The 22372-nt window shown below is 69.4% G+C and carries 20 protein-coding genes; 19 read left to right on the top strand and 1 reads right to left on the bottom strand.

The features are described from left to right. The first annotated feature begins 1 nt into the window (after nt 1). From MWN33_RS16945 to gltS, 19 genes are all read left to right on the top strand, one after another. Nucleotides 2–1009 carry a CobW family GTP-binding protein gene (locus MWN33_RS16945; protein ID WP_247202220.1) on the top strand — a complete coding sequence of 336 codons (1008 nt, stop codon included), beginning with the start codon at nt 2–4 and terminating at the stop codon, nt 1007–1009. Nucleotides 1010–1011: 2 nt separating this feature from the next. After that, the gene (locus MWN33_RS16940; protein ID WP_247202219.1) at nt 1012–1869 is read left to right on the top strand and encodes a GntR family transcriptional regulator; all 858 of its coding nucleotides are present in this window, start codon (nt 1012–1014) and stop codon (nt 1867–1869) included. 10 nt (nt 1870–1879) lie between these two features. After that, nucleotides 1880–3136, top strand: coding sequence for an MFS transporter (locus MWN33_RS16935; protein ID WP_247202283.1), 1257 nt, complete (start codon nt 1880–1882; stop codon nt 3134–3136). A gap of 10 nt (nt 3137–3146) precedes the next feature. Next, nucleotides 3147–3563, top strand: coding sequence for a cupin domain-containing protein (locus MWN33_RS16930; RefSeq protein WP_247202218.1), 417 nt, complete (start codon nt 3147–3149; stop codon nt 3561–3563). Then, the gene (locus MWN33_RS16925) at nt 3563–4648 is read left to right on the top strand and encodes an Ldh family oxidoreductase (RefSeq protein ID WP_247202217.1); all 1086 of its coding nucleotides are present in this window, start codon (nt 3563–3565) and stop codon (nt 4646–4648) included. Before MWN33_RS16930 ends, MWN33_RS16925 begins: the two co-directional genes overlap by 1 nt. Before the next feature lie 21 nt (nt 4649–4669). Continuing rightward, entirely contained in the window at nt 4670–4966 is a 297-nt protein-coding gene (locus tag MWN33_RS16920) for an antibiotic biosynthesis monooxygenase family protein (protein ID WP_247202216.1), read from the top strand. 119 nt (nt 4967–5085) lie between these two features. Next, entirely contained in the window at nt 5086–6465 is a 1380-nt protein-coding gene (locus MWN33_RS16915; protein ID WP_247202215.1) for an NAD-dependent succinate-semialdehyde dehydrogenase, read from the top strand. Between the two features lie 114 nt (nt 6466–6579). Then, nucleotides 6580–7581, top strand: coding sequence for a tripartite tricarboxylate transporter substrate binding protein (locus tag MWN33_RS16910; protein WP_247202214.1), 1002 nt, complete (start codon nt 6580–6582; stop codon nt 7579–7581). A gap of 158 nt (nt 7582–7739) precedes the next feature. Then, complete coding sequence (locus MWN33_RS16905; RefSeq protein ID WP_247202213.1) at nt 7740–8204, top strand: tripartite tricarboxylate transporter TctB family protein; 465 nt, start codon at nt 7740–7742, stop codon at nt 8202–8204. Nucleotides 8205–8232: 28 nt separating this feature from the next. Continuing rightward, nucleotides 8233–9738 (top strand): tripartite tricarboxylate transporter permease, encoded by a 1506-nt coding sequence (locus tag MWN33_RS16900; protein WP_247202212.1) that lies wholly within the window; start codon nt 8233–8235, stop codon nt 9736–9738. A gap of 71 nt (nt 9739–9809) precedes the next feature. Further along, nucleotides 9810–10841: an amidohydrolase family protein gene (locus MWN33_RS16895; protein ID WP_247202211.1), complete on the top strand. Its 1032-nt coding sequence runs from the start codon at nt 9810–9812 to the stop codon at nt 10839–10841. Nucleotides 10842–10858: 17 nt separating this feature from the next. Beyond that, nucleotides 10859–11953 (top strand): Ldh family oxidoreductase, encoded by a 1095-nt coding sequence (locus MWN33_RS16890; protein ID WP_247202210.1) that lies wholly within the window; start codon nt 10859–10861, stop codon nt 11951–11953. A 139-nt stretch (nt 11954–12092) separates the two neighbouring features. Next, nucleotides 12093–12899: a GntR family transcriptional regulator gene (locus MWN33_RS16885; protein WP_247202209.1), complete on the top strand. Its 807-nt coding sequence runs from the start codon at nt 12093–12095 to the stop codon at nt 12897–12899. Nucleotides 12900–13051: 152 nt separating this feature from the next. Next, a complete protein-coding gene (locus MWN33_RS16880; protein ID WP_247202208.1) occupies nt 13052–14596 on the top strand; it encodes an OpgD/OpgG family glucan biosynthesis protein in 1545 nt (514 codons plus the stop codon). Further along, entirely contained in the window at nt 14584–16764 is a 2181-nt protein-coding gene (gene mdoH, locus MWN33_RS16875; RefSeq protein ID WP_247202207.1) for a glucans biosynthesis glucosyltransferase MdoH, read from the top strand. Before MWN33_RS16880 ends, mdoH begins: the two co-directional genes overlap by 13 nt. 93 nt (nt 16765–16857) lie before the next feature. Next, nucleotides 16858–17070 (top strand): hypothetical protein, encoded by a 213-nt coding sequence (locus MWN33_RS16870; protein WP_247202206.1) that lies wholly within the window; start codon nt 16858–16860, stop codon nt 17068–17070. A gap of 324 nt (nt 17071–17394) precedes the next feature. Further along, nucleotides 17395–18381 (top strand): patatin-like phospholipase family protein, encoded by a 987-nt coding sequence (locus MWN33_RS16865; RefSeq protein WP_247202282.1) that lies wholly within the window; start codon nt 17395–17397, stop codon nt 18379–18381. A 3-nt stretch (nt 18382–18384) separates the two neighbouring features. Beyond that, on the top strand, nt 18385–19836 hold the full coding sequence (locus MWN33_RS16860; protein WP_247202205.1) for a GntP family permease: 1452 nt from the start codon (nt 18385–18387) through the stop codon (nt 19834–19836). A 20-nt stretch (nt 19837–19856) separates the two neighbouring features. Then, nucleotides 19857–21062: a sodium/glutamate symporter gene (gltS, locus tag MWN33_RS16855; protein WP_247202204.1), complete on the top strand. Its 1206-nt coding sequence runs from the start codon at nt 19857–19859 to the stop codon at nt 21060–21062. A gap of 6 nt (nt 21063–21068) precedes the next feature. Here gltS and MWN33_RS16850 read toward each other — a convergent pair whose 3' ends face one another. Continuing rightward, complete coding sequence (locus MWN33_RS16850) at nt 21069–22289, bottom strand: alpha/beta hydrolase (protein ID WP_247202203.1); 1221 nt, start codon at nt 22287–22289, stop codon at nt 21069–21071. Nucleotides 22290–22372: the final 83 nt, after the last annotated feature.

The following is a 22372-nucleotide window of genomic DNA, read 5'->3' as shown; positions in this document are numbered from 1 at the left end:
GATGGCGGCCGGCGACGACACGGTGGAGGTCTTCCTGCTGTCGGGCTTCCTCGGCAGCGGCAAGACGAGCCTGATCCGCCGGCTGCTGAACGAGCCCGCCCTTGCCGACACCGCGCTCATCATCAACGAGTTCGGCGAGATCGGGCTCGACCAGCTCTTCGTCCGCAGCGCCGTGGAGAACACGCTGCTGCTGGAGAATGGCTGCGTGTGCTGCTCGATACGCGGCGACCTCACGGACACCATAGGCGAACTCTTCGTCCGCGCGGGGAACGGGGAGATACCGGCCTTTTCGCGCATCATCGTCGAGACGACGGGGCTCGCCGATCCCGCTCCCGTGGTCGCGGAGCTTCGGCGGCTTTCCGGCACGCCCCGCCCGGTGCGGCTGGCCAAGGTCATCGTCACCGTCGACGGCGTGCTGGGTCCCGAGCATATCCGCACCTGCGACGAAGCGGTGGCGCAGATCGCCCAGGCGGATCTCTGCCTGATCACCAAGGCGGACATCGTCGACGCCAACATCGTGAACGCGCTGGCCGACAGCCTGCGCGGCATGAACCCGGCCGCCCGGGTCGCGATCCTCGATCCGGGCGCGCTCGACATCGCCTCGCTGCTGGCGCCCGAACCCGTGCCGCCGGCGCCGCCGCGCGCCTACCGGCTGCGGCAGGGGGGAGCCGCCGCGCGCCATCGCGGGGTCGCCACCTGGTCGCGGGAGGTCGAGGAGCCGCTGGGCTGGGCGAAGCTGCGCGACTGGCTGGATCTGCTCTATTCGCTGCGGGCGCCGAATCTCATCCGGATGAAGGCGCTGCTGAACCTCGAAGGCGCGGCCGGGCCTGTGGTGATCCACGGCGTCGGCCCGCTCTTCGGGTGGCCGGAGCCTCTCGATTCGTGGCCCACGGCCCGCCCCCTGTCGCGCCTCGTGGTGATCACCCGCAACATGCCGGTTGACGTCGTGGGGCGGTCGTTCGAAGCCATCGTGACGGGACACCCCGCAGGGGTCGAGAACGGCAGATAGACATGGCGCGCAAACCCGACACCGGTGCGGAAAACATCGTCCCCCTGAAGGCGGTCAAGCCGGCTTCGCTGGCCGCGCTGGCCTATGATCAGGTCTATACCGACATCATGAACGGCAGCCTGGAGCCGGGCCGCAAGCTGCTGGTCGCCGACCTGCACGCCGCCTACGGCATCGGTCTCAGCCCGCTGCGCGACGCGCTCAATCGTCTCTGCGCCGACGGCCTCGTCCGCAAGCACGAGCAGAAGGGCTTCTTCGTCGCCGACCTCGACGAGGCCGAGTTGCTGGAGATCACCAATGTGCGGCTGGTGCTGGAGGAGACGGCGCTACGCCTGTCCATCCTCCATGGCGATACGGCGTGGGAGGAGCGGATCGTCATTGCCTTCTACCGGCTCTCCAAGGCCGCCTCGACGGATGCGGGCGACTATCTGCTGACGCCGGCCTGGTCGAGCGCCCATCAGGAATTCCATTTCGCCCTGCTGGAGGCCTGCCGCAACGACTGGCTGATCGGCTTCTGCCGCAAGCTCTACGAGCAGCTCACCCGCTACCGCGCGCGCCGCCGCTCGATTTCCGCGATGAGCTCGCCGTTGCGCACCACGCTGGTACAGGAGCACAAGGACATTCTCGACGCCTGCCTCGCCCGCAACGCCGACGAGGCCTGCCGCCTGCTGGTCGAGCACTACAAGCGCTCCTTCGAACTCGTGGTGAACACGAAATTCCGCCTGCTGGAGAATCCGCTGCGGCTCGAAACGCTCGATCCCCGGCCAGAGGAGGGCAGGGCGAAGGGGGCGGTGCCTGCGGACACGGCGGCTCCGCCGCGCAAGGCCGGCACGCCGGGCGGCCGTTCCAGGCGGAGGTCGTGAGGCCGTGAACATGCGTGCCGCCCGCCCGGAGCCGCCGGCCGGATCTTCTTCCGGGCCGGCGTCCAATCTGAAATGGGTCGTCCTCGGCGCCGGCGTCCTCTCGCAGGCGTCGATGTCCTCGCTGCATCACGGGCTTCCCTCCATCGGGCCGCTGCTGCGCTCGGGCTTCGAGCTGTCGCTGGCGCAGACCGGGCTGGTGCTCGCCGCCGCCAATATCGGCACCATGTCGATGATGATCCTGTGCGGGCTGGCGACCGACCGCTTCGGCGAGCGTCTGGTCAGCGGCGTCGGGCTCGGCACGGCCGGGCTGCTGATGGTGCTCGCGGGCTTCGCCGATTCCGTTCTCGCGGTCGGCGCGCTGCTGTTCCTGGCCGGCGGGCTCAGCGCCGTCACCATCTCCGCGTCGGGCCGTTCGGTGATGGCGTGGTTCTCCCGCCGCGAGCGCGGGCTGGCGCTGGGCATACGGCAGATGTCGGTCACGCTCGGTGGCGCGCTGGCGGCCATGGCGCTTCCCTTCGCCGCCACCCAATGGGGGGTGCGAGGGGCCTTCGTCACCCTCGGTGTCTTCTTCATGTTCGGAGCCATCGTCGCCGCCATCGGCCTGCTGCCGCCGCCGCACCGGGTCGAGGCGCCGCGCGCGGCGGGCCTGCCGTCGCCGCTGCGCGACCGGCCGCTGTGGAGGCTGGCGCTGTGCGCCGGCCTGTTCTCCTGCGCGCAGACGGCCGTCGGCTCGTTCACGGCGATCTTCCTCACCGAATATCGCGGCTTCTCGCTGGCGGCGGCGGCGACCGCTTTCGCCTTGATCCAGATCGGCGGCGGCGCGGCGCGCGTCATCGCCGGCCGGCTGTCCGACCGCACCGGCGAACGTGTGCCGCAGATGCGCCTGCACGGCTTCGTGCTGGTCCTGCTGCTCGGCTCGACGGCGCTGCTTGCCAACGGCCCGACCATGCCGCTGGTCGCGGCGCTGCTGCTGGCCGGCATCTTCACCCTGTCCTGGAACGGCCTCGCCTTCACCGCCACGGCGGAGATGGCGGGTTATGCCCGCTCAGGGCAGGCGTTGGGGCTTCAGGGTACCATCATGCGCATCGTCAGCGCCGGGGCCGGCGTCGGATTCGGGCTTGCGGTGACGGCCTTTTCCTGGCCGGTCGCGTTCGTCCTGCTCGCGCTGTTTCCGCTTGCCGGGGCGCTGCTGCTGACGCCGCTTATCGCCGAGGAGCGCCGCCGCTCCGCCCACACCGAGGTGCCGGTGCGCATTTCCGATTCATAGGGAGAACGACATGTCCGACAACCCCAAGGGAGCCATACTGCGCCCCGACGAGATCCGCCCCGCCGACCGCGGCAACGGCGCCCGCACCATTCCGCTGGTGCATCCCGGGCTCGGGGCGAAGAGCCTCATCAACGGCATCACCATCTTCTCGCCCGGCGCGAAGATCGCACTGCACAGCCATAATTGCGAGGAGAGCGTGATGGTGCTCTCGGGCGACGCCATCGCCGTCATCGACGGCGCCGAGCACCGGCTGAAGGCGATGGACACGACCTGGATCCCCGCCAACGCGCCGCACCGCTTCATCAACGCCTCGGAAACCGAGGAGATGAGCATCTTCTGGACCTATGCCGACGTCGAGGCGACGCGCACCAATCTGGAGACCGGCGAGACGCGCCCGGTGGCCTCCGAGCACGCGAAGAGGATGTGATGAGCGCGACGCCCCTTCCGGCCGCCCGCGCGGACGGCCCGCAGCCGGCCCCGGTGCTGGTCGACTTCATCGTCCGCGCGCTCGTCGCGGTCGGGTTGCCGCCCGAAGACGCGGCCACCGTCGCGAAGCTGATGGTCGAAGCCGACCTCACCGGCGCCGACGCGCACGGCATCTTCCGCCTGCCGCAATACATCGCGCGCATCAAGGCCGGTGGCACCAATGTGCGGCCGTCGATCAAGGTCAACCGTTCGGCGGCTTCGACGGCGCTGGTCGACGGCGACAACGCCATGGGCCATCTGGTGATGAGCCGGGCGGCCGAGACCGCCATCGAGATCGCGCGCGAGAACGGCATCGGCTGGGTCGGGGCGCATCACTCGAACCATGCCGGCCCGGCCGCGATCTATGCCGCCATGCCGATTCCGCACGGCATGATCGGCATCTACTCCGCGGTCGCCAGCGCCAATCACATGGCGATCTGGGGCAGCAAGGAAATGCTGCTCGGCACCAATCCGCTCGCCATCGGCGTGCCCGGCGGCGCCTCGGGCCCGCTCATCCTCGACATGGCGACGACGGTGGTCTCCTACGGCACGGTCAAGAAGCACGTGCTGCTCGACAAGCCGATGCCGGAAGGCTGGATGGTCAACCGCGACACGGGCGCGCCGATCACCGATCCCGCCGAGAGCAAGCAGGGCATCCTGCTGCCGGTCGGCGGCTACAAGGGCAGCGGCCTCGCTTTGATGCTGAGCCTTCTGGCCGGCACGCTGAACGGGGCGGCCATCGGCAAGGACGTGATCGACTTCAATGCCGACAATGCCAGCGTGACCAATACCGGTCACTTCATCCTCGCGCTCGACATCTCCCGCTTCGTGCCGTTGGAGCTCTTCCAGCGCGAGGTCGAGCGGCACGTCGCCGATCTGAAGGACGGCGAGACGCTGCCGGGCTTCGGCACGATCCGCCTGCCCGGCGAACAGCGCGCCGAACGCCGCCGCCGCCGCGCGGAGGAAGGAATTCCGCTGCCCGACGAATTGCTGGCAAAGCTCGACGACCTCGCCCGCCAGCTCGCCATCGCCCCGCTCGGCGCCTGACCCGTCACGGAGAGAACCATCATGATCATGGAAGTTGCCGAACTCACCATCCAGCCCGGCACGGAGGCGGAATTCGAGGCCGCCGTCGCCAAGGCGGCGCCGCTGTTCCTGCGGGCGCGCGGCTGCCACGGCCTCTCGCTGCAGAAGGTCATCGAGACGCCGAACATCTACCGGCTCCGCGTCGTGTGGGAGACGGTGGAAAACCACATGGTCGACTTCCGCTCGTCGGAGGATTTCCAGGGCTGGCGCGGCCTCGTCGGCGGCTTCTTCGCCGCGCCGCCCTCCGTGACGCACGAAACCGAGGTCAGCCGTTTCTGACCCGGCAGGCGGGCGTTCCGGCGCCCGCCTGCCATGGCCTCGATCCTCGCTGCCGAGGGTTGACTTTGTCGCGGTCGTATTAGAACGTTATAAGACGTTATAGTCTTCTGGGGCGTTCCATGTTCGATTCCGTCAATCCCGCCACCGGCGCCGTGCTGCGCAGCTATGCCGAGCTTTCCCCGGCCGATCTTGAACGGCGTGTGGGCGATGCGGTCGCCGCGCAGCGGGGCTGGAAGCGCACGCCCATCTCCGAGCGCGCGGCTCTGCTGCTGCGCCTCGCGAGCGTGCTGCGCGAGGGCGTCTCCCGCTGGGCGCCGCTGATCACGCAGGAAATGGGCAAGCCCATCGGCGAGGCCGAGGCGGAAATCCTGAAATGCGCCTGGTGCTGCGAGTTCTATGCCGGCAAGGCCGAGGAGTTCCTCGCGCCCGAAAGCGCCCCTAGCTTCGCCAGCGACAGCTACGTCGTGTTCGAGCCGCTCGGCGTGCTGCTGGCGATCATGCCGTGGAACTTCCCGTTCTGGCAGTTCTTTCGCTTCGCTGCGCCGGCGCTGGCGGCCGGCAACGGCATGCTGCTGAAGCACGCCTCCAACGTGCCGCAATGCGCCGAGGCCATCGAGCAGGTCTTCGCCGAGGCGGGCGCCCCGGCAGGGCTGATGGCGAACCTGCTCGTCCATCATTCGAAGATCGCGGCGCTCATCGAGGATTCCCGCGTCGCGGCGCTGACGCTGACCGGCTCCACCGAGGTGGGCAGCCTCGTCGCCGCGCAGGCCGGCCGCGCGCTCAAGAAGCAGGTTCTTGAGCTGGGCGGTTCAGACCCTTTCATCGTGCTGGCCGATGCCGACATTCCCACAGCGGCGGCGTTCGCGGTGAAGGCGCGTTTCCATAATGCAGGTCAGAGCTGTGTCTGCGCCAAGCGCTTCATCGTGGAGGAGGCGGTGGCGGACGCCTTCGTCGCGGCGATGACGGCCGAGATGGACGCCCTGACGATGGGCGATCCGTCCGAGCGCACCGTCCATGTCGGGCCGATGGCGCGGGACAATCTGCGTCGCGATCTGGCCGGGCAGGTCGAACGCTCCATGGCGGCCGGCGCCGTGCTGCGCCGGGGCGGGGCGCCGGTGGACGGGGAGGGCTTCTTCTTCGCGCCGACGCTGCTCGACCACGTGACCCCCGACATGGCGGTGTTCCGCGAGGAGACCTTCGGCCCGGTCGCCGCCATCATCCGGGCGCGCGACGCCGACGAGGCCATCGAACTGGCCAACGCGACCGAATTCGGCCTCGGCGCCGCCCTGTGGACCGCCGATGTTCCCCGCGCCCGTGCGCTGGCCCGCGAGATCGAGGCCGGCGCCGTGTTCATAAACGGGCAGGTGGCTTCCGATCCGCGCCTGCCCTTCGGCGGTATCAAGCGCTCGGGCTATGGCCGCGAGCTCAGCGTCTACGGGCTGCGCGAATTCACCAACATCAAGACCGTCTGGATCGGCCCGGCACGCCCCGCCGCCTGACCGCGCCGCACCGGAGCGAGAACCCGCTTCGCCGATTGACGGGCGCCGCAGGAGCCGATACCAAGATTAAAACGTCATAAGACGTTATAAGATAAAACCAAGGAGGAGACGCCAATGATTGCCACCCATCTCTCGCGTCGATTGCTTCTCGCCGGTGTCGCGGCGGCGGCCGGCCTCGCATCCGGTATTCTGCCGGCGGGCGCGGTTGAGCCGCGCGCCCCGACCGGACCCATCGAGGTCACGGTCGGCACCAGCGCCGGCGGCACGCCGGACGTCATGATGCGCCGCATGGCGCAGGTCCTGCAGCAGACCGGCATCGTCAAGGAACCGCCGATCGTCGTCGTGAACCGCACCGGCGGCTCGTGGATGGTGGCCAGCAACTACGTGCTCGGCAAGGCCGGCGACGAGAACACCTATCTCGCCATCGCCCAGCCCATGCTGACCACGCCGATCACGCAGGGCCTGCCCAACACCTTCGAAAAGCTGACCCCGCTCGCCCTGTTCGTGCAGGCCGACCTCGTGGTCGCGGTGCGTCCGGAGTTCGAGGCCAAGAGCTTCAAGGAGCTGGTCGAGATCGCCAAGAAGAAGCCGCGCAGCGTGCGGCAGGCCGGCGCGCAGGTCGGCTCCACCGACTACATGGTGACGGGCCTGATCCAGAAGGCCGGCGGCGTCGAGATCAACTACATTCCCTTCGACGGCGGCGGCTCGGCGCAGACCGCCTTCCTGGGCGGCAATGTCGACATGATCGTGCTCACCATCGACGAGGCGCTGCCGCTGCAGAAGGCCGGCAAGGCCCGCATCCTCGGCGTGCTCAACGAGAAGCGCCGCACCGATGCCGAGCTGAAGGACATTCCGACCGCGCGCGAACAGGGCTTCGACGTGGTGTGGGGGCAGGCCTGGGGCCTGATGGGCGCCGCCAATCTCGACCCCGCCGTGGTCGCCTGGTGGGACGACAAGCTCGGCAAGATGGTCCAGACGCCCGAGTGGAAGAAGATGATCGCCGACAACTATCTGCGCAGCGAATACACCGACAGCGCGCAGACCAAGGTTCTGCTCAAGAAGATCTACGAGGACCACCTCGCCCTTCTGCGCACCCTGGGCCTGTCCAAGCAGTAGCCCGGCCGGGAAGCTTGCCGACCGTCCGCCCCGGCGGGCGGTCGGATCAAGCCCTGCCTGACCCCAAGACCTTAGTGACCATAAGACCTGCCTGACCTCCTAAGAAAAGGCACGCGGCCGGCGGCGGCGCGCCCCATTGGCAAAGAGGAAGACCGTCCATGCGACTGGCAACGGGAATGCCGCGCTACATCGCGCTCGCCATGCTGCTGATCTACGCCGGGCTGCTGTTCGCCGGCATCGACCTCGTCTACTGGGACGGCTATGCGCCCGCCTCCGGCTTCGCGCCGGTCTGGGTCGCCATTTCCGGCCTGATACTCGCCACGCTGATGCTCTTCGACATCGGCGCCGAGCCCGTGCTGGAGGACGGTCCGATCCTGCCGAGCCGGGAGGAGTTCCGCCGCGTGGTGCTGGCGCTGGCGGCGCTCTGGCTCTTCGTCGTGGCCGCGCCCTTTCTCGGCATGATCCCGGCGGCGCTCGCGCTGATGCTGTTCCTGCTGCTTGTCGTGCTCGGGCGCCCGCTGCTGCCCAGCCTCCTGACGGCCTTCGTCACCGACGGCCTGATCTACCTCATCTTCATCCACTGGCTGAACGTCCAGCTCCCGCGCGGAATCTTCGGTATCTGAGGTCAATTCGAGCAGTCTGGACGATCACATGATGGATACGCTCTCCCTGCTGGCCCACGGCTTCAGCATCGCCTCCACCCCGACCAACCTGCTCTTCGTGCTGGTCGGCGTCTTCCTCGGCCAGGTCATCGGCCTGCTGCCCGGCATCGGGCCGGCGGCCGGCATGGCGCTGCTGCTGCCGATCACCTTCGGCCTGGAGCCGACCAGCGCGATCATCATGCTCGCCGGCATCATGTATGGCGGCATGTATGGCGGCACGCTCACCTCGGTGCTCATCAACGTGCCGGGCGAGGCCGCCAGCGTCATGACGGCGGTCGACGGCCACCAACTCGCCCGGCAGGGCCGGGCCGGCGCGGCGCTCAGCATGGCGGCCATCGGCTCCTTCCTCGCCGGCATCGGCGCGGTGATCGCGGTGGTCTTCCTGACGCCGGTGCTCTCCTCGATGGCGCTGAGCTTCAACGCGCCGGAATACTTCCTCATCGCCGCCTTCGGCATCATCGCCACCGCCAGCATGGGCACCAGCTCGGCCGTGAAGGCGCTGCTGGTGGCGGTGTTCGGCCTCGGCATCGCGCTGGTCGGCACCGATCCGTTGCTGGGCACCTCGCGCCTGACCTTCGGCAGCCTCGACCTGCTGGAGGGCATCGACTTCCTGCCCGTCGCCATCGGCCTGTTCGGCATCGCGGAGGTGCTCGTCTCCATCGAAAGCCGCGAGGAGATGGAGCCGATGAAGACCCGGCTGCGCGACCTGTGGGTGACCAAGACCGAGTGGCTGTCCTGCCGCATGGCGATTCTGCGCGGCGGGCTGATCGGCTTCGCCACCGGCGTGATGCCGGGCGCCGGGCCCACGGTGGCCTCGCTGCTCGCCTATGTGATCGAGAAGCGCTGGAGCAAGAACCCCGAACGCTTCGGCCGCGGCGCCCTCGACGGGCTGACCGCCTCGGAATCGGCCAACAACTCGGCGGTGCACGGCGCGCTCGTCCCGATGCTGGCGCTGGGCATTCCCGGCTCGGCCTCCACCGCCGTGCTGCTCGCCGGCCTCATCCTGCTGGGCATCCGTCCCGGCCCGATGCTGATGAACGAACAGCCCGACCTCGTCTGGGGCCTGATGGCGAGCATGTTCATCGGCAATGTGATGCTGCTGGTCATCAACCTGCCGCTGGCGCCGGTCTTCGCCTCGCTGCTGCGCATCCGCTACGCCTATCTGGCACCGGGCATCCTCGTGCTGTCGCTGATCGGCGCCTATGGCGCGACGCTCAGCCTGTTCACGGTCGGCACCACGCTGGTCTTCGGCATGATCGGCTACGCCATGATCAAGCTCGACCTGCCGCGTCCGCCTCTCGTGCTGGCGCTGGTGCTGGCGCCGCTGATGGAAACCTCGCTGCGCCAGTCGCTCATGCTCTCGCAGGGCAGCATGAGCATCTTCATCGAGCGCCCGCTCTCGGCCGTCCTCACGGTCGCGGTGGTCGGCATGCTGCTGCTTCCGGTGATCCGCATGCTTCTCGCCCGCCGCCGCCCCGGCATCGCCGGGGCATGAACACCCGGCACGGAGCGGACGCCTTCCGCCCCGTGCCTTCCCGATCCGAATCCAACCGAGACAGGTCTTCCATGACAGCGTCCCCCGTGAGTCCCCCGGTCATCGACGTGCACGCCCATGCGATCACGGCCGACGCCTTCCGAGCTCTCGCCCGCGAGACGCCTTCGATCGGCCTGCGGCTGACCGACATCGACGACCGTTCGCTCATCCTGGCGATCGGCGGCGTGGTGCAGAACCCGTTCCCGCGCTCGGCCATGGATCTCGACCTGCGCTTCGCCGATCTCGCGCTGGCGGGCATCGACCTTCAGGTCATCTCGCCCTCGCCGCACTTCTTCCTCTATGACGAGCCCGCCGCCGTGACCGCCGCCACCTCGGCCATCGTCAATGACGAGCTGGTGGCGCTGGCCCGCGCGCATCCCGACCGCTTCCTCGTCCTCGGCACGGTGCCGCTGCAGGATCCCGCCGCCGCTGTCGCCGAACTGGAGCGCATCATGCGGCAGGACTGCGTGCGCGGCGTCATCGTCGGCACCAACATCCACGGCGCCAATCTCGACAGCCCGGGGCTGGAGCCGTTCTGGGAGGCTGCCGCCGCGCTTGGCGCCTTCATCCTGGTGCACCCGCATAAGATCGCCGGCGGCGACCGGATGACCTCCTATTATCTCAAGAACGTCATCGGCAATCCGCTGGAGACGACCATCGCCGCCGGCTGCCTGCTCTACAGCGGCGTGCTCGACCGCTATCCCGCGCTCAAGGTCTGTCTGTCGCATGGCGGCGGCTTCCTTCCCTACCAGTCGGGCCGCTTCCGCCATGGCTGGAACGTGCGCCCGCAGGATCGCGGCCGGGCGACGGGCGGTCTCGACGCCGGCCTCGGCCGGCTGCTCTACGACACCATCCTGCACGACGAAGCCAATCTTCAGTTCCTGGTCGATCAGGCCGGGCCGGCGCGCGTGATGCTCGGCAGCGACTACCCGTTCGACATGGGCACGCTGGAAGGTGTGCGGCAGGTGCGGCGCCTCCCCATCGGCGAGGAGGCCAAGGGCGCCCTTCTGCGCGGCACGGCCGAGCGGCTGCTGGCGAAATCGCCGGTCGCGGCGCTGGCCTGAGCGGGGAGGGGCGCGAGATGGCCGACAAGGGTGCGGGCACCGAGGCGCGGCGCTTTTCGGCCGATACCCTCACGCGGTTCGCCACCGAGGCGATGCGCGCCTGCGGCCTGCCGCAGGCCGACGCCGCGCAGGTCGCCGACCTGATCGTCGAATCCGACCTCAACGGCGCGGATGCGCACGGCATCTTCCGCATCCCGCAATATGTGCGCCGGCTGCGCGGCGGGGCGGTGACGACCCGCCCGAACATCGTCGTCGAGCGGACCGGGCCCGGTACGGCGCGGGTCGACGGCGACAATGGGATGGGCCATCTGGTGATGCACCGGGCGGCGACGATGGCGGTGGAACTCGCCCGCGAGGCGGGCATCGGCTGGGTCGGCGTGCGCCGCTCCAACCATGCCGGCCCGGCCTCGCTCTATGCCTCCATCCCGCTCGCCCACGGCATGATCGGCATGTACAGCGCGGTGGCGAGCGCCAACCACATGGCGGTGTGGGGCGGCTCCGAGCCGCTGCTCGGCACCAACCCGCTGGCCATCGCCATCCCCGCCGGGGAGGAGCCGCCGGTGGTGCTCGACATCGCCACGACGGCGGTCTCCTACGGTACCATAAAGTCCTACGCCCTCAACGGTCGCCAACTGCCGGAGGGCTGGATGATCGAGCGGGCGACGGGGCTTCCGCTCACCGATCCCGCGCGCAGCGACGAGGGCGTGCTGGAGCCGATCGGCGGCTACAAGGGCAGCGGCCTTGCCCTCGTGCTGGGGCTTCTGGCCGGCACGCTCAACGGTGCCGCCTTCGGGCGCGAGGTGGTCGACTTCAACGCCGATTCCTCGACCGAGACCAACACCGGCCATTTCATCATGGCGCTGGATGTTGCCCGCTTCCTGCCGCTCCCCGCCTTCAGGGCCGCCGTCGACGCCCAGCTCCGCAGCCTGCGCGACACCGCCCGCCTGCCGGGGGTCGAGGCCATCCGCCTGCCGGGCGCCGACCGTGTGCGCCGTTATCGCGAGCGCAGCGGAGCCGGCGTGCCGGTCCCCGCGCCGCTGCTCGCCCGGCTGGACGGCGTGGCGCGGGAGCTTGCCATCGCGCCGCTTTCCCTCCCGGCGGCGGTGGCGTGAGGGCCAGTTTGGCGTGGACAGGTCCTTCTAAGACGTTCTGCCCGGTTGATGTTGCCTGCCGCCTGTCGTCAGTAGAGCCGACATTCCGAAGGTCTGCCGCATGCCGGGAGGCCTTCTCCCCGCACTCTTCCGGGAGGCCGTGAAGCGTTCGAACGATATGGGCCCAGACAAGGAACTCGTTCTTCCCCCGCTTCGCGCTGCGGTTGGCTCGCCCCTGTGGCTGCAGCTCAAGCACGCGCTGCGCGACCTCGTGACCTTCGAGCTCAAGCCCGGCGACCGCATCCCCACCGAGCCGGACCTGTGCCGCCACTACGGGCTGTCGCGCATCACCGTCAGGCAGGCCGTCACCTCGCTGGTCGACGAGGGGCTGCTGAAGCGCCAGCAGGGGCGGGGTACCTTCGTGCTGGCGGCGCGGCTGGCGCAACATCTGGGCGATGCCGACCATTTCCTCAACAGCGGCTTCGACGCCGAGCCGGCCGAACATGTGCAGCTCTTCAGCGCTGAGACGGCGCCCGCGCCGGACTGGCTCGCCCACAAGCTCGGCATCGCGGCGGGGAGCGACGTCTTCAAGATACGCAAGGTGCTGGCGCTTCCCGCCGCGCCGCCGGTGGCTTTCCGCACCACCTTCATCGCCTCGGCGCTCGCCCCGAACCTGTTGCGCCTCAACCTGTCCGTTCCGATGTATGCCGTGCTCGAACGCGACTTCGGCATGAGCATCGTCAGCGCCGACGAGATCATCGAGTTCATCCTCGCTGACGACTTCCGCTCCTCCATGCTGAGCGTGCCGGTCGGCCATCCGCTCATCCTCGTCGAGCGCATCACCTATCTGGAATCGGGCGCCGCCGTCGAATGCTCGCGCGCCTATTACCGCGCCGACCGCTTCCGCTTCGAGCACCGGCTGCAGCGCTCCGGCAATGCCCAGCGTTCGGCGGTGTCCGTGACATAGGCCACCGGACCCGTACGGTTTCGGTCCCGGCGGCGCGGCGGCGGTATTGCTGCGTTGCGAAAGATTGACGCGCGAGGCGGAACTTCTGCCCTTCCTGCCGGCTTTATCCTGCGGCGCCAGACGCCCCGCGAACCGCACAGGATGGAGCCCGGATGCATCGACGACAGCTGCTGCTTGGTGCTGCCCTGCTGCCGCCGCTGCTGGCGGCGGGTTTTCCGCTGTCCTCACGCTTCTTCGACGTCGCCGAGGCCCAGGGCGAGGCGTCTGGCGAAGCCCTGCCGTTCGATCCGGCGACGGTGCGCAAGATGGCGCGCGACCTCGCCGCCAAGCCCTTCGCGAAGCGCGACCAGAGCCTGCCCAAGTCGCTCGATCAGCTCAGCTACGACGACTACCGCAATATCCGCTTCAACACCGACCGCGCGCTCTGGCGGGGGCAGGGCCTGCCCTTCGAGGCGCAGCTCATGCACCGGGGCTTCCTGTTCCGCGACCGCGTGGACCTGTTCGTCGTAGCGGAAGGCAAAGCGCAGGCGATCCCCTACAACGCCGACCTGTTCCGCTTCGACCATGGCGTCGCGCGGCCCGATCCGAAGCTCGATCTCGGCTTTTCCGGCTTCCGGCTGCACGGCCCGATCAACCGCCCGGATTATTTCGACGAGTTCGCCGTCTTTCAGGGCGCGAGCTACTTCCGCGCGATCGGCAAGGGGCATGTCTATGGCTCCTCGGCGCGCGGGCTGTCGGTGAAGACCGGCGATCCCGGCGGCGAAGAGTTCCCGGTCTTCCGCGCCTTCTGGATCGAGCGGCCACGTCCGGGGGTGAATTCCATCGTCGTGCATGCCCTGCTCGACAGCCCGAGCGCCGCCGCCGCGCACCGCTTCACCATCCGTCCGGGCGACTCGACCGTGTTCACGGTGGAGATGGCGCTCTACCCGCGCACCGACATGGACCAGGCGGGCCTCGCCTCGCTGACCAGCATGTTCCTGTTCGCCCCGAACGACCGCGACGGGATCGACGATTTCCGCCCGGCGGTGTGCGACGCGCAGGGGCTTGCCCTCATCAACGGCAATGGCGAGCGCGTCTGGCGCCCCCTCGTCAACCCGAACCGCCTGCAGATCAGCTCGTTCTCCGACACCAATATGCGCGGCTTCGGGCTCATGCAGCGCCAGCGCTCCTTCTTCGACTATCAGGATCTGGAGGCCCGTTACGAGAGACGGCCGAGCGTCTGGGTCGAGCCGATCGGCGACTGGGGCGAGGGGGCGGTCCACCTTGTCGAAATCCCGACCAAGGAGGAGGTGCACGACAACATCGTCGCCTTCTGGCGGCCGAAGGAGGTGCTGCGCAAGGGTGGGGAGTATTTCCACACCTACCGCTTGCACTGGACCTGGGACACGCCGGACGTTTCCCCGCTCGGACGGTTCGCCGCCACGCGCGCCGGCGGCAGCACCGATCACCGGCTGTTCGTGCTCGACCTCGTCGGCGAGCGGCTGAAGGGCCTCGCACTGGACGCCGTTTCCCCGACCGTTTCGGCCAGTGCCGGCGCGGTGTCGAATGTGGTGCTCCAGTCCAATCCGGAGATCGGTGGCCTGCGTCTTTCCTTCGCCTTCGAGCCGCGCGGCGCCGAGCTGGCGGAGTTGCGGGCGCAGATCGCGCAGGGCGAGGAGCGCCTGAGCGAGACCTGGATCTACCGATGGACGCCGTGACGGCGGCACCCGCGTATCCCGAGGCCGCCCGGCTCGCGGGGGGCAGTACCGGCTTCGCGCCCGCTCTGCCGGAGGAAGCACCGCTCGACATGCCGGTGCAGTCGCTGCGCGACGTACCGCCGGCGCGCCGGCTGCCGGCTTCGGCGGGCCTGCTGCTGCGCCGGGCCTTCGTCATCGGCGGTGCGGGGGCGCTCACCGTCATCGGGGCGCACGAGATGTACCGGGTGCTCGATGTCGGCGGCCTCACGGCGCTGGAAGGCGTGGTGCTGGCCCTTTTCGTCCTGCTGTTCGCCTGGATCGGCTTTTCCTTCACCAATGCCGTCGGCGGGGTGATCGCCATGATGGCGCCGGCCGTCGGGCTCGGCATCGATCCGCAGGCGCCGCTGCCGGTTTTGCGCACCCGCACGGCATTGCTGATGCCGACCTATAACGAGGCCCCCACCCGCGTCTTCGCCGGCCTGCAGGCGATCTACGAATCCCTTGAGGCGACCGGCGCGGCCGAAGCGTTCGACGTCTTCATCCTCAGCGACACCACGGATGCCGATATCTGGATCGCCGAAGAGGCCGCCTTTCTCGCGCTGCGCGAGCGCACCGGCGGCGGGCGCCTCTTCTATCGCCGCCGCCCACGCAATACCGACCGCAAGGCCGGCAACATCGCGGAATGGGTGACGCGTTTCGGCGGCCGCTACGAATCCATGCTGGTGCTCGACGCCGACAGCCTGATGAGCGGGGAGTGCATCGTCCGCCTTGCCGCCGCCATGGAGGCGAATGGGCAGGTCGGGCTCATCCAGACGCTGCCGGTCATTGTCGGCGGGCGCAGCCTCTTCGCCCGCGCGCAGCAGTTCGCCGGTCGCCTCTACGGGCCGCTGATCGCGCGCGGCCTCGCCTGGTGGCACGGGCCGGACAGCAATTACTGGGGCCACAACGCCATCATCCGCACCCGCGCCTTTGCGGAATGCGCGGGGCTGCCGCATCTCAAGGGTCGCAAGCCGTTCGGCGGCCACATCCTCAGCCATGACTTCGTGGAGGCGGCGCTGATACGGCGGGGCGGCTGGGCGGTGCACATGGTTCCGGCGCTCGCCGGCAGCTACGAGGAGGGGCCGCCCTCGCTCACCGATCTCGCCATACGCGACCGGCGCTGGTGCCAGGGCAACCTCCAGCACACCGCCGTGCTGCCGGCGCGGGGGCTGCATCCGCTTAGCCGCCTGCATCTGCTCACCGGTATCGGCTCCTACATCACCGCGCCGCTGTGGCTCGCCATGCTGCTGGCGGGCCTGCTCATCGCCCTTCAGGCGCGTTTCGTGCCGCCGGACTACTTCCCCTCGCAATTCTCGCTGTTTCCCGCCTGGCCGGCGCAGGACCCCGCGCGCGCCGCGCGGGTGTTCGTCGGCACAATGACGATCCTGCTGCTGCCCAAGCTGATGGCCTATGCGATGACCATGCGCGAGGCGTCGGCGCGCCGGGGCTTCGGCGGGGCCCTGCGGGCCTTTGCCGGCATCCTGGTGGAGACGCTGATCTCCGGCCTCGCGGCGCCAGTGATGATGGTCACGCAGTCGGCAGCGGTGGTCGGCATTCTCGCCGGCCGGGACGGCGGCTGGTCGCCGCAGCGCCGGGGCGACGGCAGCGTGCCGCTGCGCGCGACGCTCAGGCATTTCGCGCCGCACACGCTGTTCGGCCTCGCAATGGGCGGCGCGGCGCTGGCGATCTCGCTGCCGCTGTTCCTCTGGATGAGCCCCGTCGTCCTCGGGCTGGCGATTGCCGCTCCGCTCGTCGCCTGGACCGCCCGGAGCGCGGCGGGCGCACGCTTTGCCCGCTGGGGGCTGCTCGCCACGCCCGAGGAGCGCGAGCCCCCGCCGGTGCTGCGCCGGGCCAACGAGATCGCGGATCAACTCGAAGCCGCTACGCTCCCGGGCGATGCCGTCCATGCGCTGTTAAAACGCCCGGAACTGCTTGCGGCCCATCTGGCGATGCTCCCCCATGGCGGCCGGCGCCTTGCGGGCGACCACGCGCCCGAACGCCTCGTCGCGCGCGCCAAGCTCGATGACGCCGGCTGTCTCGACGAGGCCCTCGCCGCGCTGACCCCGCGCGAGACGGCGGCGGCGCTCGGCGATGCCGAGGCGCTCGACCGGCTGCTGCGGCTTCGCGACGGTGAAACGGTCGCGACCTAAGCGTCCCGCCGTGCGGGCCGGAAAGCGCCGCGCCTTTGCGAAAGAGCGCGGGCGTATCGCGGCGTAGCAAGGGCCGTCGCCGGAGGTCTCGCCATGAGCCAGTTTACCATCACCCTTGAGCGCACCGTCACCATGCGTGAGGTCGGCCACGTCACCGTGGAGGCCACCGATCTCGGCGAGGCGGAGCGCATCGCGCGGGACCGCGTCCAGCACGCGGCGGCGCTCAATGTCGACTGGCAGGTCGAGATGGAGGATGCGGGGCGGGCGGTCGTGGTGGATGTCGAGGAGTTCGACGCCGCCGCCTGACAGTGCCCGTGCGATGCTGCAATGCAGCATACCGTCGCGTGGAGACGGGGTGATGAAAAGCCGGAATTTCCTTAAGTAATTTCGCCGGCTGACGATTCCGTCTTTCGCGGGGAATCCGGGCCGCCGCTTTCATGTTGTGGTGCAGCATGGAGCGGAATAGGGTACGCCGTTCCTCCTGCACAGGCGTGCCCCATGGCCCGAGCGACGACGCCCCGCGCAAAAACCTCTCCCGCGAAATCTCTCCCGCCCGCTCCCGCCCCTGCGGCTGGTCCCGGCGCCGAAGCGCCGCCCGCTGGCCGCGCGCCCGTGCTGGTCGACCTCGCCTTGCAGGGGGGCGGCTCGCACGGCGCCTTCACCTGGGGGGTGATCGACCGGCTGCTGGAGGAGGAATGGCTCCGCATCGACGGCGTCTCCGGCACCTCGGCGGGAGCGATGAACGCGGCGGTGATGGCCGACGGCTATGCCGCCGGCGGCGCGGAGGGCGCGCGCGCCGCGCTCGACGCCTATTGGCGCCATGTCGCGGATGCCGCCCGCTTCTCGCCCTTCCAGCGCGGGCCGCTCGACGTGCTGCTGGGGCGCTGGACGCTCGACAATTCGCCGCTCTTCGTCGCCATGGACCTGATGTCGCGGCTCTATTCGCCCTACGACCTCAATCCCGGCGGCTCCAACCCGCTGCTGGCCATACTGGAGAAGGCCATCGACTTCGATCGGCTGAAGGCCTCGCCGGTCAAGGTCTTTATCACCGCTACCAATGTGCGTACCGGGCGCGGCCGGGTGTTCCGCAACGCCGAGATCACGCCGGAGGTGCTGCTCGCCTCCGCCTGCCTGCCCACGCTGTTCCAGGCTGTGGAGATCGACGGTGAGAGCTACTGGGACGGTGGTTATGCCGGCAACCCGACCATGACGCCGCTGGTGCGCGAGCTCGATTCCGACGACACCATCCTCATTCCGATCAACCCCATCGAGCGGCCGGGCACGCCGCGCACGGCGGCCGAGATCCTCAACCGGCTTAACGAGGTGTCGTTCAACTCCGCGCTGCTGAAGGAGCTGCGCATGATCGCGCTGCTGCGGCAGGTGGCCGATCCCGGTCATAGCGAGGGCGCGCAATGGGCGAAGATGCGCATCCATCTGGTGCGCAACTCGATCATGGGTACGCTCGGCTATTCCTCCAAGCTCAACGCCGAGTGGGACTTCCTCACCATGCTGCGCGAGGAGGGCCGCAAGGCCGCGACCGCCTTCCTCGAGGCGGATGCCGACAATATCGGCAAGCGCTCCTCGGTCGATCTCGATGTGCTGCTCGAAGGGGTGTGAGCTATGGGGCTCCTCGGCATCCTTCTCGGCCTCGCGCTCCTCGTCTGGTTCGCCTATCGCGGTTGGAGCGTGCTGCTGCTGGCGCCGCTCTCGGCGATGGTCGCGGCGTTGCTGTCGGGCGAGCCGCTGCTCGCCAACTGGACGCAGACCTTCATGGGCAGCGCGGCGAGCTTCGTCGGCCAGTTCTTCCCGCTGTTCCTGCTCGGCGCGCTGTTCGGCAAGCTGATGGAGGATTCCGGCTCGGTCTCGGCCATCGCCGACTTCATGACGGCGAAGCTGGGCGCCGGGCGGGCCATCCTCGCGGTCGTGCTCGCCGGCGCCATCGTCACCTATGGCGGCGTCAGCCTGTTCGTCGCGCTGTTCGTGCTGGCGCCGATGGCGCAGGCGCTGTTCCGCGTCGCCGACATTCCGCGCCGGCTGATGGCGCCCGCCATAGCGCTCGGTACCTTCACCTTCACCATGATGGCGCTGCCCGGCACGCCGGCGATCCAGAACGCCATCCCGATGCCGTTCTTCGGCACCACGCCCTTCGCGGCGCCGGGGCTTGGCCTCATCGCTTCCGCCATCATGCTCGGCTTCGGCCTGTGGTGGCTCGGGCGCGCCGAGGCGGCGGCGCGCCGGGCGGGGGAGGGGTTCGAGGGCGATGCGCAGCCGGTGAACGCCCATCTCGACGACACGCTGCTGCGCGAGCGGGCGACGGTGGCGCGCGAGTTCGACCCGGCCGAGATCGCCCATGGCCATCAGAGCGCCGAGCGGCCCTCCATCGCGCTCGCGGCGCTGCCGCTCGGGCTGGTGATCGTCGTCAACCTCGCCATGTCCTTCGTCATCCTGCCCCGGCTCGATTTCGGCTTTCTCGCCGAGGAGCGCTGGGGCGGCATCCCGCTGGCGGCGGTCAGCGGCGTGTGGTCGGTGGCCGTGGCGCTGATCGTCGCCATCGTGGCCACGGTCGTGATCAACCGGCGCCGGCTGCCCAAGCTGCGCGACACCATGGATGCCGGCGCCAATGCCTCGGTGCTGCCGATCTTCTCGGTGGCGAGCCTTGTCGGCTTCGGCGCGGTCGTGGCGGCGCTGCCGGCCTTCGCGCTGGTGCGCGACTGGGTGCTCTCCATCGGCGGTGGGCCGCTGGTCTCGCTGGCGGTGGCGACAAATATCCTCGCGGCGCTCACCGGCTCGGCCTCGGGCGGGCTCACCATCGCGCTCGACGCGCTGGGGCCCGTATTCCTTCAGCGCGCGGGCGAACTCGGCATCGACCCGTCGCTGCTGCACCGCGTGGCGGTGATGAGCGCGGGCACGCTCGACAGCCTGCCGCACAGCGGGGCGGTAGTGACTCTGCTCGCCGTCTGCGGCACGACGCCGAAACAGAGCTACCTCGACATCGTCATGGTTGCTATCGTCGGTGCCATAGTGGCGCTGGTGGCGGTCATCGCGCTGGGATCGGCCGTCGGCAGCTTCTAGCCGGCGGGTACGGAGTGACGATGACGGCGATCAGTGTTTCGGGCCTGCTGACCTTCACCATCGCCATCGTCGTCTTCTTCGCCGGCTCGGGGATCAACCGCGCGATCCCGCCGCTGCGCGCCTGGAACATACCCGAGGCGGTGACCGGCGGCCTGCTGGCGGCGCTGACGACCTTCGTGGTCTACCGCTTCTTCGGCGTCGAGATCGGCTTCGCGCTCGAAGCCCGCGACATGCTGCTGCTCTATTTCTTCACCGGCATCGGCCTCAATGCCCGCATCGACGACCTGCTCGCCGGCGGACGTCCGCTGGTGATCCTGCTGGCGCTGACGGTCGCCTTCCTGGTCATCCAGAACCTCGTCGCCCTCGGCTCGGTCGCCCTGCTCGGCCTGCCGGAGGGGCTGACCGTGTTCCTCGGCTCGGCCTCGCTGATCGGCGGCCACGGCACCACCATCGCCTGGGCGCCGCTGATCTCCGAGCGCTTCGGCGTGGCAAGCGCGATGGAGGTCGGCATCGCCGTGGCGACGCTTGGGCTGGTGGTGGCGAGCCTTGCCGGCGGCCCGATCGCGCGCTACCTCATCGCTCGCCACGGGCTGAAGGGCCCGCCCGGCGAGGAGGCCATCGTCGGCCTGCCGGCTTCCGTGGGCGGGCCGGCCTCCGACGACATCAGCCATGTCAGCCTGCTGCGCACCGTGCTGGTGCTCAACGTTGCCATCCTGATCGCCTTCGCGCTGGAAGGCGCGGTGGAGAAGACGGGGCTCAAGCTGCCCATGTTCGTGGTGTGCCTGCTGGTCGGCATCGTGCTCACCAACACCGTGCCGCGCCTGTTCCCGCAGCTGCGCTGGCCGACGCGCACGCGGGCGCTGGCGCTGGTCTCCGACCTCGCGCTCAACGTCTTCCTCGCCATGTCGCTGATGAGCATGCAGCTCTGGACGATCGGCGGGCTCGGCCTTGTGCTGGTGCTCGTGCTGGCGGTGCAGACGGTGGTGGCGGTTGCCTACATCATCTTCGTCGTGTTCCCGGCGATGGGGCGCGACTATCAGGCGGCGGTGATCTCGGCCGGCTTCACCGGCATCAGCCTGGGGGCCACCCCGACCGCCATCGCCAACATGACCGCCGTCACCAAGACGCACGGTCCCGCGCCGCGCGCCTTCATCATCCTGCCGCTGGTCTCGGCCTTCTTCATCGACATCGTGAACGCGGCGGTGATCGGCTTCCTCGCGCGCTGAACGGGCTCAGTCGGCGCCGGGGTCCTCGGCGGTCTCGGTCACCGTGCGGCCGAAATTCTCCACCTGGCCCTGATAGGTGCGGCGCGTCGCCGGGTCGACGACGGCCAGCGGCGCGCTGAGCGCAAGGCCCGCCGCCCCGCCGACCGCCTGCCCGACGCCCATGGCGCCGGCGGCGATGCGGTCGCCCAGGCTCACTTCCGAATCCGTCACGGTCTGCCCGTTGATCAGCCGCTGGCCGATGAGCTGCACGACCTCCGGCGAGGCGGCGAAGCGGCCATGGTTGAGCGCGTCGTCGCCGGTGCGCATCGCGGTCAGGTCGATCACCACGATGCCGGACTTCTCGAGGTCGGCGTAGTATTTCTGCGCGTCGATCAGGCCCAGCCGGTCGACGCCGCCGGCGATGCGGCGCGAGACCTGCAGCGCCCGGTCGTCGCGCGAGACGAACAGGGTGAAGCGCGCCTGCGGGCCGTTCAGCGCCCGCCATTGCGAGGCGAACACGTCGACGTCGACATCGGGCGAGGCCAGGATGACGTTGCTGATCTTGCCTGGCAGCTTGCCGCGCCGGATCGCCATCTGCCGCAGCCCCTCCATGGCGAGCCACGCCCCCATGGAGTGCGCCATGATGGTGACGTCCTCGACGCGGGGGTCGCTCGCCACCTGCCAGACTGTCTCCTCGAAGGCGTCGCGCGAGAAGATGGTGCTCTCGCGGTCGAACAGATAGTCGAACACCCGCGCCCGCGAGGGCCAGGTGAACAGCACCGGCGCCACTTCCGAGCCGGAATCGTGGACGATCTGCGCGAAGCGGAAAACGGCGTCCTCGAAGCGGTTGTTGAAGCCGTGCACGAAGATAAGCACGCGCCGGCTCGGCGGCAGATGCGAATCCAGCCAGCCCTTGGCGGCCTTCACGCTCGGCAGCGGCTTCACGTTCACCGCCGCGAAATCGGTCGCGGGGTTGGGCGGCAGCTGGCGCGGCCACTGTACCTGCCCGACGACGCGGCGGTCGTCCGGCGGGATCGAGACGGTGAAGGCGCTGAGCGAGACGCCGGAGCCGCGCTCGCCTGTGTAGACGATGCCGGCATTGTCGGAGGGCGCGCGGGTGGTGGCGACCAGAAGGTCAACGGTCGAGGTGTCCGGCGCGGCGGCCGCGACCGGCTCCAGCACGCCCACCGGGCGGCTGGCACATCCGGCGCTCAGGGCGCAGGCCAACGCAACAACGACCAGACGCATACCGCCTCCGCCGGGCACCTTCCCGGACGCTTCCGGGCAGCAATATCGCGCCTGCGCCCCGCTGACCAGACGCGACACGGACA

It is taken from the genome of Ancylobacter koreensis, assembly GCF_023016525.1.
Classification (GTDB): domain Bacteria; phylum Pseudomonadota; class Alphaproteobacteria; order Rhizobiales; family Xanthobacteraceae; genus Ancylobacter; species Ancylobacter koreensis.
Note: the sequence above shows the minus strand (reverse complement) of the source record. Positions and strands in the feature narration are given on the sequence as shown.